The organism is Mucilaginibacter terrigena (genome assembly GCF_004168255.1).
Classification (GTDB): Bacteria; Bacteroidota; Bacteroidia; order Sphingobacteriales; family Sphingobacteriaceae; genus Mucilaginibacter; species Mucilaginibacter terrigena.
On the sequence record NZ_SEWG01000005.1, the window covers coordinates 369,086 to 385,725 of the forward strand.

Annotated in this window: 19 protein-coding genes; 8 read left to right on the plus strand and 11 right to left on the minus strand. The window is 43.1% G+C overall.

Features of this window, described 5'->3' with window-relative positions; genetic code table 11:
* Nucleotides 1-45 precede the first annotated feature (45 nt).
* From EWM62_RS14535 to EWM62_RS14545, 3 genes are all read left to right on the plus strand, one after another.
* Entirely contained in the window at nt 46-1,257 is a 1,212-nt protein-coding gene (locus EWM62_RS14535; protein WP_129877390.1) for a serine hydrolase domain-containing protein, read from the plus strand.
* A 109-nt stretch (nt 1,258-1,366) separates the two neighbouring features.
* Nucleotides 1,367-1,681 carry a YbaB/EbfC family nucleoid-associated protein gene (locus EWM62_RS14540; protein ID WP_129877391.1) on the plus strand — a complete coding sequence of 105 codons (315 nt, stop codon included), beginning with the start codon at nt 1,367-1,369 and terminating at the stop codon, nt 1,679-1,681.
* 120 nt (nt 1,682-1,801) lie between these two features.
* Nucleotides 1,802-2,479: a metal-dependent hydrolase gene (locus tag EWM62_RS14545; RefSeq protein WP_129877392.1), complete on the plus strand. Its 678-nt coding sequence runs from the start codon at nt 1,802-1,804 to the stop codon at nt 2,477-2,479.
* A gap of 65 nt (nt 2,480-2,544) precedes the next feature.
* Here the strand turns inward: EWM62_RS14545 and EWM62_RS14550 are convergent, their stop codons facing one another.
* From EWM62_RS14550 to EWM62_RS14590, 9 genes are all read right to left on the minus strand, one after another.
* Nucleotides 2,545-3,807 carry a glucose-1-phosphate adenylyltransferase gene (locus EWM62_RS14550; protein WP_129877393.1) on the minus strand — a complete coding sequence of 421 codons (1,263 nt, stop codon included), beginning with the start codon at nt 3,805-3,807 and terminating at the stop codon, nt 2,545-2,547.
* On the minus strand, nt 3,804-5,228 hold the full coding sequence (locus tag EWM62_RS14555; protein ID WP_129877394.1) for a glycogen synthase: 1,425 nt from the start codon (nt 5,226-5,228) through the stop codon (nt 3,804-3,806). The genes EWM62_RS14550 and EWM62_RS14555 overlap by 4 nt, the downstream gene beginning before the upstream one ends.
* A 231-nt stretch (nt 5,229-5,459) precedes the next feature.
* On the minus strand, nt 5,460-6,557 hold the full coding sequence (locus EWM62_RS14560; protein WP_129877395.1) for a S41 family peptidase: 1,098 nt from the start codon (nt 6,555-6,557) through the stop codon (nt 5,460-5,462).
* Nucleotides 6,558-6,646: 89 nt separating this feature from the next.
* Nucleotides 6,647-7,048, minus strand: coding sequence for a hypothetical protein (locus EWM62_RS14565; RefSeq protein WP_129877396.1), 402 nt, complete (start codon nt 7,046-7,048; stop codon nt 6,647-6,649).
* A gap of 36 nt (nt 7,049-7,084) precedes the next feature.
* The gene (locus tag EWM62_RS14570; protein WP_129877397.1) at nt 7,085-7,480 is read right to left on the minus strand and encodes a hypothetical protein; all 396 of its coding nucleotides are present in this window, start codon (nt 7,478-7,480) and stop codon (nt 7,085-7,087) included.
* 4 nt (nt 7,481-7,484) lie between these two features.
* Nucleotides 7,485-10,292, minus strand: coding sequence for a DNA polymerase I (gene polA / locus EWM62_RS14575; protein WP_129877398.1), 2,808 nt, complete (start codon nt 10,290-10,292; stop codon nt 7,485-7,487).
* Nucleotides 10,293-10,406: 114 nt separating this feature from the next.
* Nucleotides 10,407-10,907: a DNA-3-methyladenine glycosylase I gene (locus EWM62_RS14580; RefSeq protein WP_238989356.1), complete on the minus strand. Its 501-nt coding sequence runs from the start codon at nt 10,905-10,907 to the stop codon at nt 10,407-10,409.
* Between the two features lie 171 nt (nt 10,908-11,078).
* The gene (locus tag EWM62_RS19590; protein WP_262708475.1) at nt 11,079-11,345 is read right to left on the minus strand and encodes a four helix bundle protein; all 267 of its coding nucleotides are present in this window, start codon (nt 11,343-11,345) and stop codon (nt 11,079-11,081) included.
* A gap of 59 nt (nt 11,346-11,404) precedes the next feature.
* On the minus strand, nt 11,405-11,758 hold the full coding sequence (locus EWM62_RS14590; protein WP_129877400.1) for a carboxymuconolactone decarboxylase family protein: 354 nt from the start codon (nt 11,756-11,758) through the stop codon (nt 11,405-11,407).
* Between the two features lie 49 nt (nt 11,759-11,807).
* Here EWM62_RS14590 and EWM62_RS14595 point away from each other — a divergent pair, with 49 nt between their 5' ends.
* From EWM62_RS14595 to EWM62_RS14615, 5 genes are read left to right on the plus strand one after another with little or no spacing between them, the layout of a single operon-like run.
* Nucleotides 11,808-13,055, plus strand: coding sequence for a hypothetical protein (locus tag EWM62_RS14595; protein ID WP_129877401.1), 1,248 nt, complete (start codon nt 11,808-11,810; stop codon nt 13,053-13,055).
* 18 nt (nt 13,056-13,073) lie between these two features.
* Complete coding sequence (locus EWM62_RS14600) at nt 13,074-13,451, plus strand: VOC family protein (RefSeq protein WP_129877402.1); 378 nt, start codon at nt 13,074-13,076, stop codon at nt 13,449-13,451.
* Nucleotides 13,452-13,508: 57 nt separating this feature from the next.
* Nucleotides 13,509-14,750: a hypothetical protein gene (locus EWM62_RS14605; protein ID WP_129877403.1), complete on the plus strand. Its 1,242-nt coding sequence runs from the start codon at nt 13,509-13,511 to the stop codon at nt 14,748-14,750.
* 37 nt (nt 14,751-14,787) lie between these two features.
* Nucleotides 14,788-15,153, plus strand: a complete 366-nt coding sequence (locus tag EWM62_RS14610; protein ID WP_129877404.1) for a VOC family protein — start codon at nt 14,788-14,790, stop codon at nt 15,151-15,153.
* 51 nt (nt 15,154-15,204) lie between these two features.
* Nucleotides 15,205-15,576 carry a hypothetical protein gene (locus EWM62_RS14615; RefSeq protein WP_129877405.1) on the plus strand — a complete coding sequence of 124 codons (372 nt, stop codon included), beginning with the start codon at nt 15,205-15,207 and terminating at the stop codon, nt 15,574-15,576.
* Here EWM62_RS14615 and EWM62_RS14620 read toward each other — a convergent pair.
* Together EWM62_RS14620 and trmB are read right to left on the minus strand one after the other, a co-directional pair.
* Nucleotides 15,557-15,889 (minus strand): MGMT family protein, encoded by a 333-nt coding sequence (locus EWM62_RS14620; RefSeq protein ID WP_129877406.1) that lies wholly within the window; start codon nt 15,887-15,889, stop codon nt 15,557-15,559. The genes EWM62_RS14615 and EWM62_RS14620 overlap by 20 nt on opposite strands.
* A gap of 5 nt (nt 15,890-15,894) precedes the next feature.
* On the minus strand, nt 15,895-16,542 hold the full coding sequence (trmB, locus tag EWM62_RS14625; protein ID WP_129877407.1) for a tRNA (guanosine(46)-N7)-methyltransferase TrmB: 648 nt from the start codon (nt 16,540-16,542) through the stop codon (nt 15,895-15,897).
* Between the last annotated feature and the right edge of the window lie 98 nt (nt 16,543-16,640).

Consider the following 16,640-nt stretch of genomic DNA (forward strand, 5'->3'; position numbering starts at 1 on the left):
AATTTCTAATTTTCGCCTTCGTTTAAGTGAAAGAACTTTTTATCTATGAAACAAGTGTGCACAGCTGCCATTTCCACAATATTTTCCATACTCGTATTTACTTCCTGCTCATCCGGCAACGGCGATAATAAAAAAGGTATAGCCGATAATGGCAAACCTTTTAACACCACCGAATTGCTGAAGTACGACCCCAGCAAAGGCGATAAAAAAATTGAGGAGTTTATGCAGCACCTGCATAAGGTTAGCGGGTTTAACGGCAATGTACTTGTTGCTAAAAAGGGCAAAATAATATACGAGGGATCTTTTGGCTGGGCAAACCACTTAACCCGCGACAGCCTGAAACTAAGTTCGCAATTTGAACTGGCATCGGTTACCAAAACCATGACGGGTACCGCCATTATGCAGCTTTGGGAAAAGGGCAAAATAAAGCTGGACCAAAACGTAAAGGAGTTTTTTCCTGATTTTCCGTACGATGGGGTTACCATTCGCCTGTTGCTTACGCACCGCAGCGGTATGATGAACTACGTTTATTTTGTAGATAATATTTATCGCAGCCAGCACCTTAACCAAAAGAAGGGCCTCACCAATAAAGAGGTGATGGATATGATAGCCAAATACAAGCCTGCGCGTTTTAATAAACCCAACGCCAGCTTTTTGTATAACAACAGCAACTTTATGGTGCTGGGTGCTATTATAGAAAAGGTATCCGGCATGAGCTATGCCGACTACATGAAAGAGAATATTTTTAAACCTGCCGGGATGACGCATACCGCCGTGTACTCTAAGGCGGTTTATGATAAAATACCGGTTGATGTGGTTGGGCACGACCGCACCAGCTGGAAATACTCGGTTGCGCAAAACTTTTTGGATGGCCCCGTGGGCGATAAAGGCATATACAGTACTGTTGCCGACTTATTTATTTTTGACCAGGCACTTAAAGCGGGACGTTTGATAAAACAAGCCACCCAAGATTCGGCATATACAGCCCACAACCCCATGATACGCGGGCATTTTAGCTATGGCTACGGCTGGCGGGTGTTTGAGGGACCGGGGCAAAAGGTGATCTATCATACCGGCTGGTGGCATGGTTTCCGCCATATATTTTTGCGCGATATGAAAAACGATGTTACCATTGTTTTGTTAGGTAATATGGTGAACGGAAGCCTGCTGCACCTGGACGACCTGTTTAAAATGACAGGTATGCCGGTAGTACGCAAAGGGGCATACAACGGCGCCGGCGATACGGCGGAGGATTAGGTTGCCCCCCAGCCCCCTGAAGGGGGAGTTTTTTGAAATTCTTAAAGGTTATAAATTATATATAAAACTTCTATTCCCCCTCTAGGGGGTTAGGGGGCTAAGGGGGCACATGTTCGATAAATTAATGGAGGCCCAGCAAAAGGCGGGCGAAGTAAAAAAACGTTTGGATGCCATAACCGTAATAGGCACTGCCGAGGGTGGCAAAATAACCGTACAGGCAACCGGCAACAAGGCGGTTAAATCTGTAGCAATTGACGAGGCATTTTTAAAAGAAGCCGACAAAGAAGAACTGGAAGAACTGCTGGTTGTTGCCATAAACAAAGCGCTTGAACAGGCCGAAAATGTAAGCCAGAGCGAAATGGCCGCCATGACACAGGCCATGCTTGGGGGCATGGGCGGCTTAGGCAACCTGTTTGGTAAATAAAGTAATAGACGTACAGATGCGTGGATATGCAAATGTGCAGATGAAATTATAAATATTTAGTAACAGGGTATGCAAACTGCTGATTCATCCGCACTTTGCATATCCGCACATTTAAGATCTATGAAACTTACCTATTATGGCCAGTCGACCGTTGAACTGGTGGCTGACGGGAAAACGTTATTATTCGATCCATTTATTACGCCAAACGAGCTGGCAAAACATATTGATGTAAACAGCCTTAAGCCCGATTATATACTGGTATCGCACGGGCACGGCGACCATGTTGCCGACCTGGTTAGCATAGCCAAAAGAAGCGGCGCTAAAGTTATCTGCATTGCCGAAATTGCCGGCTGGCTTGGTAAGCAAGGCATCACCAACGTACACGGTATGAATATTGGTGGTGGCTTTAACTTCGATTTTGGCCGTGTAAAGATGGTTAACGCCGTACACTCCAGCGCATTGCCCGATGGCAGCAACGGTGGTAACCCCGCCGGTTTTGTGATCTCGTCCGAAGGAAAAAATATATACTTTGCCGGTGATACCGCCCTTACCTATGACATGAAATTACTGGAAGATGAGAACCTTGATTGGGCCTTGTTGCCGATAGGAGATAACTATACCATGGGTGCCGATGATGCTATAAAAGCCGCGGCATTCATCAACTGCAAAAACATCGTAGGGGTGCATTACGATTCGTTCCCGGTTATTAAGATAGACAAAACAGAGGTTGAGCATAAATTTATCCAGGCCGGGCTAAACCTGAAACTGCCCGCCATTGGCGAAAGCATAGCATTATAAATAGCCACAAAACTGAAAAGCCCCCGCAAAAAAACGGGGGCTTTCGCATGTATATCAATTTTAAATTATATCACTGTGCCGCTTGGGATAACCGCGCGTTTTTTAACGATCACAATTCCATCGGTTACCGTGTGGGTTGGGAAATCGCCATCGGGTAGGGGTTCGCCGCAGTTGATCTTTACATCATCACCTATATAAGTATTTTTATCGATGATGGCGTTTTTGATGCTGCACCTGTCGCCAATACCCATGATAGGTGCGCCGGTAACCTTGGCTTCGGCTATTTCTTCAAGCGTTTGGTAATTGTCGCTACCCATTACATAGCAGCTTTCAATTTCGCTTGCCGTACCAATACGGGTGCGGATACCTATAATAGAGTGGATAATGTGCGCCGCGTTGATGATACACCCATCGGCGATAATAGAACGGTCTATCAGCGTACCCGATATTTTGGTTGGCGGCAGCATACGCGCGCGGGTGTAGATCTGGTTTTTGTTAAACAGGTTAAACTGCGGGATATCATCAGTAAGGCCAAGGTTGGCTTCAAAGAAGGAAGGGATGGTACCTATATCTGTCCAGTAGCCTTCATATTGATAGCTTAACACTTTGTGGCCAACAATAGCCTGCGGGATGATCTCCTTCCCGAAATCGGGATGGTCGTTTCCTTCTAAAAGCTCGTATAACAGCTTGCGGTTAAACAGGTAAATCCCCATCGAGGCCAGGTAAATGCGGCCTTCGGCTTTCATTTCATCGCTTACGTCAGATGCCCAGCTCTCAAAATCCTTTTTAGGTTTTTCAACAAACGAGGTGATCATGCTATGTTCATCTGTCTTAAGGATCCCGAAGCCCGGCACATCATTGGCGTGTACGGGTATGGTAGCAATAGAGATATCGGCATTGGTATCAATATGCTTTTGGATCATTTCCTCAAAATCCATCTGGTACAGCTGGTCGCCCGATAGGATAAGCACGTATTCAAAATCGTGCGTGGCCAGGTGGTGCAGGCTTTGCCTAACCGCATCGGCCGTGCCCTGGAACCAGCCACCGCTGGTAGGTGTTTGCTCGGCAGCCAAAATATCGACAAAAGCCGTACTAAAAGTGCTAAAGTGATAGGTGTTTTTGATGTGCTTATTTAACGATGCCGAGTTAAACTGTGTTAACACAAATATGCGGCTGATATTTGAGTGAAGGCAGTTGGAAATAGGGATATCAACCAAACGGTATTTACCCGCAATTGGCACTGCCGGTTTCGAACGGGTTTGTGTAAGTGGCGCCAAACGGCTGCCCTGGCCGCCCCCAAGTACAATACTGATTACTTTTGATGTCATATCTTTGGAATTAAACTTTCATACAGGTTTATATATTCTTTAGCCGAGCGGTCCCACGAAAAATCGAGGGCCATCATGCGCTTGCGTAATGTTTGCATTTTACGGCTATCCTTGTACAGCACCACCGCGCGGGTAACCGATACACAAATATCATCCACACTTACCTCTTCAAATCGTATGCCGTAACCCCCTTCTTCACCAAAATCAATCACAGTATCTTTTAAACCGCCAGTGCTCCTAACCATGGGCATGGTACCGTAACGCATCGAGTACATCTGGTTTAAGCCGCAAGGCTCCACCCGCGACGGCATCAGCAGGAAATCGGCCCCGGCGTATATCAAATGCGCCAGCGATTCGTCGTAACCGATAAATACATTTACGTTTTGCGGATGTAGCTTTTTGAGCAGGTTTAACGATGTTTCCGTCGCGGTTTCGCCTGCTCCCAATATCAAAAAGTTGACCTTATCGCCATGTTCCTTTATGCTTCTTTCGATAGCGGCTGGCAGCAGGTCAGATCCTTTTTCGCTAACCAAGCGGCCTATAAAGGCGATCAAAGGTTTATCGGCAGACAGCGCGAAACGTTCGCATAGTATTTCCTTATTTTTTTGCTTGCCTTTGGTAACCGTTGCCGTGGCAAAGTTTTCGGGCAGCATAGGGTCGGTTTCGGGATTCCATACATCGGTATCAATACCGTTGATAATGCCTACCCCTTTGTCGCGTTCTACATAAAAAAGGTACTCTAAACCGTTTGAATTAACGCTGAGTTCCTGCAAATAGCTTGGCGATACGGTAGTATATTTCCAGCAGCATTTTACTGCCGATGCCAGCGGATTTATGCCGCCGTTCCAGTCCAGCAGTCCGGTTTTATAAAAGTCGATCTCGGGCAGGTAGTTCAGTTTTTCCCAGCCAAAGGCGCCGTGATATTGGCCGTTGTGGATGGTAAATATAGTTGGGATATGCGCCAGCCTGCGGTACAGGTTTGAGTGGTACATCATAAACGGCACCAGCCCAGAGTGGTGATCATGGCAGTGCACCAGATCAGGCGTTTGGCCGCTCCAGTTTATCCAATCTAAAAAGCAGATCTGGAAGGCGATGAACTGTTCCTTTTCATCCGGGTAACTGTAAACATTTTCCCTGTCCAGCAGCCCAGGTATCTTCACCAAATACAGTTCGAAACCAAGCTTATCGGTTTTTTCTTTTAAGATCTCGAAAAAGAGCCTCCGTGTGCCTAACAGCGTAGCGCCCTGAAATACGGTATCAAACTCATTCTCGTGAACAAATTTGCGGTTATAAAAAGGCATCACAACGGCGGCTCGCAACCCTGCCAGGTTTTGGTATTTTGGCAATGCGCCAACCACATCGGCAAGGCCCCCAACTTTGGCAATAGGGTAGCATTCGGCACTCAGGTGAAAAATTCTCATTCGGGATTATATAAGGGTTAAGGTACTAAACATTTACCCAAATGAACAAACACATAATTTAAAAAATGTGTTTAAAAAAGTGACATAATTTAATCAGGAGTAGCGGTTAATTGCAATTTCGGCATAAATGGGAAGTGAGGGGTGGGTTTTATTGTGAAATTGTTAAATGTTTGGTAGCGAAAAGGTGTGCACTCTGGGTTATGGCAGCAGCGTTACTATGAGATACCCTGCTTATTGCTCTAATTTTTTTTGTATAAACCCGATCTTGTCTTTTTCAGTAGTCTTGATCTTTACATTTGGTGTTACCCCAATGTTATCTATCGGGTGTTGAGGTAACCTTTTAGACCTTGCAATAGGGATAACAAGGTTAAAGTCGGGACATGGAATATCAAAGTATTGATAGCTGCCATAATCTAACATGCCTGTTGAATTTTCTCCGTAAACTTTTACCTTTTTGCTTTGCATCGCAATTAGTAAAAACGATTCTGTAGAGCTTGCGCTGTTCCTGTCTATCAATATAGCTACTTTTTGGGGGAATGAATAAACAGAGTCGAGTTTTATTTCAAACGATTCTTTACCCGAAGGATTTACAAATTGGTTAGGATGTAATTTCATCAGGTTAATCAGGTTATTTAAAAATCCTTTAGCATCTTCAGATACGTCGGGATCTTTTAAATTGCTTTCTAAAACGGCAATATTGTTTTTTGACGATCGGTATTCATCCGGTTTAATGTGTACAGGGTTGGCATAAATGTAGGGCAGTAAAGAGCTGAATGCATAATCGGTTCCGCCGCCATTGTCGCGGACGTCTATGATCCAGTTAGGTATTTTTTTAAAGTTTTTGTAATTGGCTTTAAACAGGCTGTCGATAATTTTCTTTTCATTCCATTCAAAAGAAGGTAGCCTTAATAATATGGTATTTGCATTTAGTTGCTTTATAACGGTTTGGTTGCCCAGTTTTTCATCAGGCGCGGGTATGGCCGGTTTATTTGCAAAAAGCTTATTAAGCCGTTTAACTTGCTCGGGGTACTTTTTCCGGTACCTCCAATCTAATTGTACCCGCAAATGCTGATCCTTAAAATAATTAATCCACGTTTTTAATATAACGTAGCAAGAATCGGTGCCGGTTGCATTCGCCGCCCTTTTTCGCAGGCGTTCGGTGAAACTATTAAATTCTTTAAGATTCTTACTTTTTACCTTATCGGTATAACCCGAATAACTATCTGCTACGTGGCTCGTGGTGTAATCAAAATTTACAAGGCAATCACAACTCTGGGCAAACGTATTTACAGGACAGAAAGCGATAAAACAAAAAAGTAATTTTTTCATAACAAGGTAAACTATTTAGAAGACGATAACCGAAGCTAAATAGTTAAAGTAAGTATTCTTAATGCGCTTCCAGGCAATGAGCGTATTTATTAATAATCAATAAACCAATCATATCCCGTAATCTTTAAATATTCTTTAGGCACAGCTGCTAAAACCTTTCGCTTTTCTGGACAATTATTATCTCCGTAGCGTTGAACTAAATAAAATTTCTTTTTAAGTGTATCTGCCGGATAGATATATTCCACAGTATCAACATTTAATCCGTTCCACTTATATTTATATAAAGGTACTTCACCAGGATGGCCGTAATCAACACCCCGTACTAACTTTTCTTTGGGAAAAAATGAAGGATTTATAAAATCAAAGTAATTAGAAAATGTATTGTCTTTTTGATATAAATAAACATGGAAATTATTGCGGGCACAACACCCGGAACTTGGATACCAATTAACGACAAAATCGTTAACTCCATCTCCATTAATGTCAGCCACTTTATCACCAACATAAGTTAAATCTGACCAATCGTCTCAAATTTCCCGAATCATCTTGCCTGTAGGCTCAACTCGATAAATATATAAGATCATTCTCCAATCTACATGACTTCTCAATATCAAATGCCTTAAATCTTTAGAGAAAAGCTTACCTAAACTAATATGAACTGAAATAGATGTATCTTTCCAAAGCCTGAGTTGTTTATTCGCTTGTATAAGTTTATTGCCCTTGATATACGCTATTGCATCATTAATTATAGCCTCATCTTTTAAACTATCAAGGTGCCATTCTTTTTCAAGTTTTATCCGCCTTGCAGCGCGATTAAGCCGCGCCGTATCTTTTTTAACTGCTTTATCCTTTTGTAAGGATGCTCTCTCTGGTTGATAGCAACCAAACAAAACAATTATCATCAGCAGGAAAATGTATTTCATATTCTTAATGCGCTTCCAGCCAATTTAACCCCGTACCAATCTCCACCATTATCGGCACTTCGGTTTTGATGGCGTTTTTCATGTTTTGCATAATAATAGGCTTTACAATCTCTATCTCGTGATTAGGCACGTCAAACACCAACTCATCATGCACCTGCATGGTCATGCGGGCATCCAGTTTCAGAGCTTTAAATTCGCGGTGGATGTTGATCATGGCTATCTTGATCATATCCGCGGCCGAGCCCTGGATAGGGGCATTAATGGCATTTCGCTCGGCAAAGCCGCGTACGGTTTGGTTGGCGCTGTTAATATCGCGCAGGTACCGGCGGCGGCCCATCAGTGTGCATACGTAACCGTTCTCGCGGGCAAAGTTCATGGTGTCGGCCATGTATTGTTTAATGCCGGGATATTGGGCAAAATAGTTTTCGATGATCTCGGCAGCCTCCTTACGCGGGATGCCCAAATTTTGCGATAACCCAAATGCCGACTGCCCGTAAATGATCCCAAAGTTTACCGCTTTGGCGTTACGGCGCTGGGTGCTATCCACATCCTCAATACCTATACCGTAAACTTTGGCTGCGGTAGCCGTGTGGATATCGATATTATCGATAAAGGCCTGGCGCATGTTCGGGTCTTTGCTGATCTCGGCGATGATGCGCAGTTCTATCTGCGAATAATCGGCAGATACTATGCTGTGGTTCTTGTCGCGCGGGATAAACGCTTTCCTTACCTCGCGGCCACGTTCGGTGCGAATCGGGATATTTTGCAGGTTGGGGTTGTTTGAACTTAACCTGCCAGTTGCAGCCACCGCCTGGTTGTAGCTTGTATGCACGCGACCTGTCTTAGGGTTAACCATGGTTGGCAAGGCATCTACATAAGTAGATTTCAATTTTTGTAACTGACGGAAATCCAGTATATCCCTCACGATATCGCTTTTGGCGGCAAGGCCTAACAACACATCCTCGCCGGTTTGATATTGGCCGGTCTTGGTTTTTTTTGCTTTGGGATCGAGTAATAGTTTTTCGAATAATACCTCGCCGAGTTGCTTCGGCGATGCGATATTGAACCGTACACCCGCTTTTTCAAACACGGTTTTTTCCAGTTTAGCAATATCGGTTTCCAGTTCTTTCGAAAACTCTTTTAGCGTTTCGTGATCAATACGTACGCCCTCGTGCTCAATATCGGCCAGTACGTATATGAGCGGGTTTTCAATTTTATGCAGCAGGTCTTCGGCCTGTACTTCTTTTATTTTTGGTTCGAAAACCGTGCGGAGCTGCAGGGTCACGTCGGCATCCTCGGCGGCGTAATCCTTTATTTTCTCAATCTCCACATCGCGCATGTTACCCTGGTTTTTACCTTTGGGGCCAATCAGTTCGGTAATAGAAACAGGTTTGTATTGCAGGTAATTTTCTGACAAAATATCCATCCCGTGGCGGGTATCCGGGTCTATCACGTAATGCGCCATCATGGTATCAAACAGGTCGCCCTTCATTTCCACATCATACCATTTCAGCATCAGGATGTCGAACTTCAGGTTCTGGCCTGTTTTGCCGATATTGGGGTCTTCAAACACCGGTTTAAATTCGGCAACTAATTTCTTGGCTTCTGCTTCGTCATGCGGGGCAGGCACGTACCAACCGTGGTTATGTTTAATAGCAAACGATAAACCCACCAACTCGCAATGGTTAGCATCGGTACCGGTGGTTTCGGTATCAAAGCAAAAATGCTTTTGTTGTTTTAATGTATTTATCAGCTCGGCACGTTTCTCGAACGTATCAGCCAAAATATATTCATGCTCAATGGTGTTGATGTTTTTGATATCAACAGGTGTCGGCGCTTCGTAAATATCCTGCACGTCAACTTCCAGCGTACGGCCTTCGCCAACCGGGGTGCCAAACAGATCAGTTTGTACCGATACGGCGCGGGTTTCGGTAATGCTGAAATCATCGCCAAATACACGGCGGCCTAACGTTCTAAATTCAAGCTCAGCAAAAAGCGGCTCCAAAAGGTCTTTGCTTGGCGCGCACATTTCCAGCCCGGCTTCATCCAGTTCAACGGGCGAGTTCAGGTTAATGGTCGCCAGTTTTTTCGACATCAGGCCTTGCTCTGCAAAGGCCTCTACGTTCTCGCGCAGCTTTCCTTTAAGCTCATGGCTGTGCGCGATAATTTCTTCTACCGAACCATATTGTTTAATAAGTGTTTTGGCCGTTTTTTCGCCCACGCCGGGGATCCCGGGGATGCCATCTACCGCATCGCCCCAAAGGCCAAGAATATCTATCACCTGTTCCGGGCGCTCGATCTCCCATTTCTCCAGGACTTCTTTAACGCCCAGTATCTCCATATCGTTACCCATTCGGGCCGGCTTGTAGATGCGGATATTCTCGGAAACCAGCTGCGCAAAATCCTTATCGGGTGTCATACAATAAACCTGGTAGCCTTTCTGCTCGGCTTTTTTGGCAAGGGTGCCTATAATGTCGTCGGCTTCGTAACCATCGCTGGTGATCAGCGGGATGTTAAAGCCCAGTACCACTTTAAATATATATGGAAGGGCTTTGCTCAGATCTTCGGGCATGGCCTCGCGGTGTGCCTTATAGCCGGCAAAATCGGTATGGCGCTCGGTTGGGGCATCGGTATCAAAAACCACGGCCATGTGGGTGGGTTTCTCTTTACGCAAAACCTCCAGCAGGGTGTTTGTAAAACCCATAACCGCCGAAGTATTCATACCTGCAGATGTAAAACGCGGGTTTTTACTTAAAGCAAAATGCGCCCGGTATATCAGGGCCATACCATCCAATAGAAAAAGCTTCTTCATAATCTGTTGATTGCACCGATTTTTGAGTGATTACACTGATTGCACCGATGATTTCAAAAATACAATTTATGTTGAGTACTCAATCGGTGAAATCTATTTTAAAAATCAGTGTATTCATCTGAACGAGCACTCCGGCACATGATCGTTCACCATTCCCGTAGCCTGCATAAAGGCGTAGCAAATAGTGGTGCCGAAGAATTTAAAGCCACGCTTTTTCATGTCTTTAGCGATCGCGTCCGACTCAGCGGTACTTACATGCGCGCCGGTATATTCGGTAATGGGCTTACCGTTAGGCATAAAGCTGTACAGGTATTTATCAAACGAGCCGAACTCCTTTTGGATATCTATAAAAAGCTGTGCGTTCCTGATGGCCGAACTTATTTTTAACCGGTTACGGATAATGCCTTCATCGTGCAGTAACCGCACTTTGTCTGCCTCATCAAACCTGGCTACCTTCTTTACATCGAAATTTGCGAAGGCTTTGCGGTAACCATCGCGCCTGCGCAAAATAGTGATCCAGCTAAGGCCGGCCTGTGCAGCTTCGAGGGTAAGGAACTCGAAAAATGTATCATCATCGTGTACGGTTTTGCCCCATTCTTTGTCGTGGTATTCCATGTAAAGGGGATCAGTCCCGCACCAGCGACAACGCTTTAAGTCTGAAGTCGAAAGTCTTGAGTCTGAAGTCATAGCTTATTTAAATTTATCGGGGTTATTGATCATGTATATTAATAAGTAACTCACTTCTTCACTTTGCTTGTTAAGTTCATCATATTTCTCCTGCGTGATTTATTTGCATGCCAAGGCGGCGTCAAGCCAGGATTGAGTTTCGCCATTTTCCATGTCAGAATCGGTAAGCTTACTTACAAAATGATTTGGGTACTTCCTTTTTTTGTAAGCCTCCGCAATACATGCGAATACAGACCGTGATGACCTTCTTATTTGGTCGATTAAACTATATGTTTCTTCTTTCGGGAAAGTTTTTGTCAGCCAAAAGATATCCATAGCGAGGGCAAAGGATTTCTTGTACGCGATCAAGTCTCTAAACGAACTCATTAAAAATAGATTTAAGTTGGTTTAAAGATATAATTAATGATAGCTTTTTACTAAAGACTTTAGACTTCGGACTCAAGACTCAACTCATCCCAATACTCCACTGCCCTGCGGTAATGCGGGATAACTATGGAGCCGCCTACCAGGTTGGCTATCATAAAAACTTCGTTCATTTCGTCGTGCTTTACACCGGCTTCGTGGCATTTGCCCAGGTGATATTTAATGCAATCGTCGCAACGTAAAACCATTGATGCTACCAAGCCCAGCATTTCCTTTGTTTTTATATCCAATGCGCCATCTGCATATGTGGTGGTATCCAGCGCGAAGAAGCGTTTGATATTGGTATTGGCGGTTTCCATTATCCTGTCGTTCATTTTTGTACGATAGGCTTCAAAGTCGTTTATTAATTGTCCCATGGTAATAATATATTTGCCTTTGGTATAATTACAAACCTAAACTTAAGTAATGAGATCTTTTTACGCCTTTTTATTTTTTCTTTTTTTAGCCCCTGTAGTTGCCTTTTCACAATCAAATTTTAAACCTGGTTATATTGTTAATTTAAACAGCGATACAACCCGTGGCTATGTAGATTATCGTGAATGGGTTAATAACCCATCAATGTTTATTTTTAAACCCACCACTGATGCGCAGCCTCAACAGATAGACATTAACAATACAAAGGTTGTATCTGTGAACGGGCTTGAACAATATGAAGCTTACACGGCACAAATAAGTACAGCTTATATATCATCGCCTTTACCCGACCATTTGGATACCAGCTTCCGTAAAGGAAAGGTATTTCTGAAACTGATAACCAAAGGTAAAAATGCCGCAATGTATGCTTATACAGATAAAATTAAACCGAGATTTTATGCTTTTGATAATGAAAATTCAACATTGGCAGAACTTGGCCATTATGTATACATGGAACCGAAAAACCGGGTTGAAAAAACAGATAGCCGTTACAGGGCCATTTTATATAACCTGGCCTCTAAATTTAATGCATTGGATGAAAAGCTTAACCGTAAAATAAGGGTAGCCGACTATAACGAGAATGAACTGGTAACAATATTTATTGCGCTAAACGGGAATGCAAATAGCCCTGTAATAAGTAAAAATTTATCTGGCGTGCGTTTTTTTGCCGGTGCGGGCATAAAATTCAATAACGTTTCATTTAACGGGGCGACAGATTTTTTTACCGCGGGCACTTCGTCAAGCAGCACTACACCTACAATTTCTATAGGTGTAGACTATATGATCAATAAACAAACACAACAGTTGTTTATACGCGCCGAAGTAACGGCATCGGGTGGCAGCTATGCCTTCAGGGAATCGTTTTCTGATGTATTAAATACCACAACGGCATTTAAATTTAAGCAGTACAATATAGCCATTGTACCGCAACTGATATATAATTATTACTCCGCCGAAAAATTTAAAGCGTATATTGGGGCTGGCGCAGCTATTAACTTTGCCTTTTACCAGGATTACTCCTACTCTAAAACATCGCCTATGTATGGCCCAAGCGGGGGGCCGCAGCCAAACTTAGAGAAAATATGGTTTTCGGTGCCGCTAAGGGCGGGGTTTATTATAAATAAACGTGTTGAGCCTTTTGCTGTTTACTCGCTACCGGGTTCTATTATCATAAATCAAGTTTCGGGCGCGAGGCTAAAATCGCTGCAACTGGGCGTTAATTATTTATTCGGCAATTAATTATAAAATCATCAAACTATGGAAAGCTTATCCCCAAACATTTTTGTAACCGATATGAAAGCCACGGTAGCCCTTTACCGGATATTGGGCTTTGAAGTAACTATGAGCGTACCCGAAACCGGCGAAGAACTGATTTGGGCCATGATGGCCAACGGTAAGGTTACCATCATGTTTCAATCTTTTGAGAGCCTGGCAAATGAACTGCCCGAGATTAAGCGTACCGATGGCGGCTCGCTGCTGCTTTACATAAATGTTAGCGACATTAATGGTTTGTTTAATAGTGTTAAGGGTAAAGTAACCGTGCTCAAAGGCCTTGAGAAAACCTTTTATGGGGCTACCGAATTTTCTATCGTTGATAACAACAACTACGTTTTAACCTTTGCCCAGCACGAATAAATGAAGTTTCGTTAACTAAATTCATTTTGCATACCTTCGTTTACTTAAACCTTATTCATGAGATATATTTACACGTTGCTGTTTTTTTACCTTCTATTTTCTTTCGCTGCCAAAGCACAATCTAATTTTAAACCCGGATATGTTGTAAATACAAAACAGGATACGGTTATTGGCTTTATTGATTACCGCGAATGGGTTAGAAATCCAACGCAGGTTACCTTTAGAAAAGATATGAACCAACCCGATCAAAAAATAACGCTTGAAAACAGCACTGCTTTTGGGGTAAACGGTATTGAGTATTATTATAAGGCTACTATACAAGCCAGTACCAGCTCATTAAACCCCTCAGTTGTAAGCAACGGTATCGACACGTCAGTTACGACTAATACAGTTTTCCTGAAAACACTTGTTAAAGGCAAGGTATTATCGCTGTACTCTTATAACAACGAATATAAAGCTCATTATTACATTATTAATGAGATCACTAATAAGATCATCGCACTGAATAAATACGTTTATTTAAACGAAGCGAAAGTATACGTAAATGTTAACAGCTATATAAACCAACTGTTAAGCCTGGCTATACAATACCAACCCAACGATAAAAACTTACAGCCGCTGATAGCAAGATCGGGCTATAATGCCGGCGACTTTACCAATATAGTTCTTCAGTTAAACGGGGAGGCAGGGTTAAAACATACTATAAAACATAATAATGGCATGCGTTTTTTTGTTGGTGCAGCTGTAAAGAATAACAAAGTTTCGTTCGACGGGCCAAATTTTCTATTTGTTAAACATAGCACAAGTACTGTGGTCCCGGAACTATCTGCAGGGATAGATTATATACCGAATAAAAATATTGGTGTATTGGTTTTTCGTTTTGAACTTGCGGCATCCCAAAGTCGCTTTACAATAGCCGACCCGCAATCAAATGCGGTTGCGCTGCACAGCCTTGACTTTAAACAAACGGCTATGTCTTTAACGCCTCAAATGTTATACAATGTTTACTCTACCGATAAACTGAAGGTTTTTGTTAATGCAGGCGCTTCGTTTAATTTTTATAGCTACAATAAACATTCGTACATATCAAAGTTTAACAACAGCACAGAAAACATTCAGGAAGGCTACCCTAAATTTAAATCCTTTCAGTTAGCCGTTCCTATTAATGTTGGTGTCGAAGTAGTAAAAAAATTCCAGGTTTTTGCCGGATACGTTCTACCTGCTGCAATTCACGAGGATGCCGTACGTACAACTCATATTTCTTCGATCCAGGGGGGCGTAAAATATTTATTTAATTAAGGTATATCTATCATTATAGCAATATTATGTTCTGCCAATGATAACTTTTAAACGCGTAGACCATTTTCATATTTGTGTACCGCCGGAGAAGCTGGAAGAAGCAAAAGAATTTTATACAAAAGTGCTTGGGCTGGAATTGATTTACCGGCCCGATCACATTTTCTCATCTGCCGGTTACTGGTTTAACATTGGCGATGCGCAGCTGCACATTGGCATTGAGCCTGCCTTGCCCCGCAGCATCCGCCATACGGCACTGGAAGTTGTTGATGTGGCTGCCGCACGGAGGCATTTAGAAGCGAATGAGGTAAAGATTTTGGAAGAACCCGTTATCCCGGGCCGCACGCGTTTTGCATTTATCGACCCCTTTGGTAACCGTATGGAATTGCTGCAAATTACCGGCTAACAAAAATCATTGGCCTGATTTATGCGTATATAGCAAAAATATTAAGGCTGCATGAAACTGATCTCCCCAAAACTACACGGTATTATAGATTATGTACTAATACTTTTCCTGTATTTATCCCCTACGTTATTTGCCATGCCTAAGGATATCGCCTCAGATACCTACCTATTGGCTACAGCACAATTGCTGCTTACAGTTATCACCAATTACAGTTTTGGGTTGTTTAGGGCTGTGCCATTAACTACGCATCGTATAATTGAACTGGTTATATCTGCCGGGATGATAATTGCGGTATTTACATTATTTAAGTACGATGAGCGTGCGAAACCTTTTTATTTAGGTGTGGGTATATTTTGGTTTATTGTGGCATTTTTTACCGACCCCGATAAAAGGCGTGATACTATTAAAGCGCCAATTCTATAGCCGGATCCCAAAAGATCCCGTTAAAATTCTGCACCTGGTTATCCACTACTTCAACGCCTTCGCTTTGCAGCATTTGCTCCATGGTGTCGCCGCCAAAATGGAATTTGCCGGTTAGCAGGCCTTGCTTGTTCAATACACGGTGTGCGGGTACCGGCGGGTTTGCCGTGCCACAGGCCATCATGGCATAGCCCACTATCCGTGATGATTGCTTAGACCCCAGGTACGCAGCAATAGCCCCGTAAGATGTTACCCTGCCCCGGGGTATCTGCCTCACCACATCGTATACGTTTTCGAAAAAATTATACTCGGGCATGGGGGTTAAAATGAGAATTTAAGGTAATTAATATTCTTATTATGCTGAAGGTATTTTTTCTCGTAATAGGTTTTGATAGATAGCACATCATCCGCATACTCAGAGTGGTACAGGTCTTCAGTTTTTGCGAACAGCTTTAAATTTAGTTCGGTTATTTTATCGGCAGTGTAGGTATGCAGGCCGTCGTTATCTGTTTTTAGGTTCATGTAGCCGCCTGGTTTTAGCACCACACGGTACATATCTAAAAAGCGCGGCGAGGTAAGTCTTTTTTTCTCGCGGCTTAGCTGTGGTTGGGGGTCCGGGAAGGTGATCCAGATCTCGTCAACTTCGCCTTCGGCAAAATAATCTACCAGGTTCTCTATCTGCATGCGTAAAAAGGCAACATTTGTTACGCCGTCTTCCAGCGCGGTTTTGGCCCCGCGCCAAATGCGGTTGCCCTTGTAATCTATCCCGATGAAGTTTTTACCGGGAAACATTTGCGCAAGATTAACGGTGTATTCGCCTTTGCCGCAGGCCAGTTCTAATACAACCGGATTGTTGTTTTTGAAAAAGCCACCGGCCCAGTTGCCTTTAAAAGGTTTGCCGGCATCTAATTGTAATACATTGCTAAATGTTTCTATCTCGGCGAAGCGCCGTACCTTATCTTTTCCCATAAAATGCAAAAATAAGTATTTGTTTTTAAGATGGATGATTTTAACCACAGAGGTTCACAGAGAGAAACACACAAAGTAAAAGCTAATATTTAAAAGTA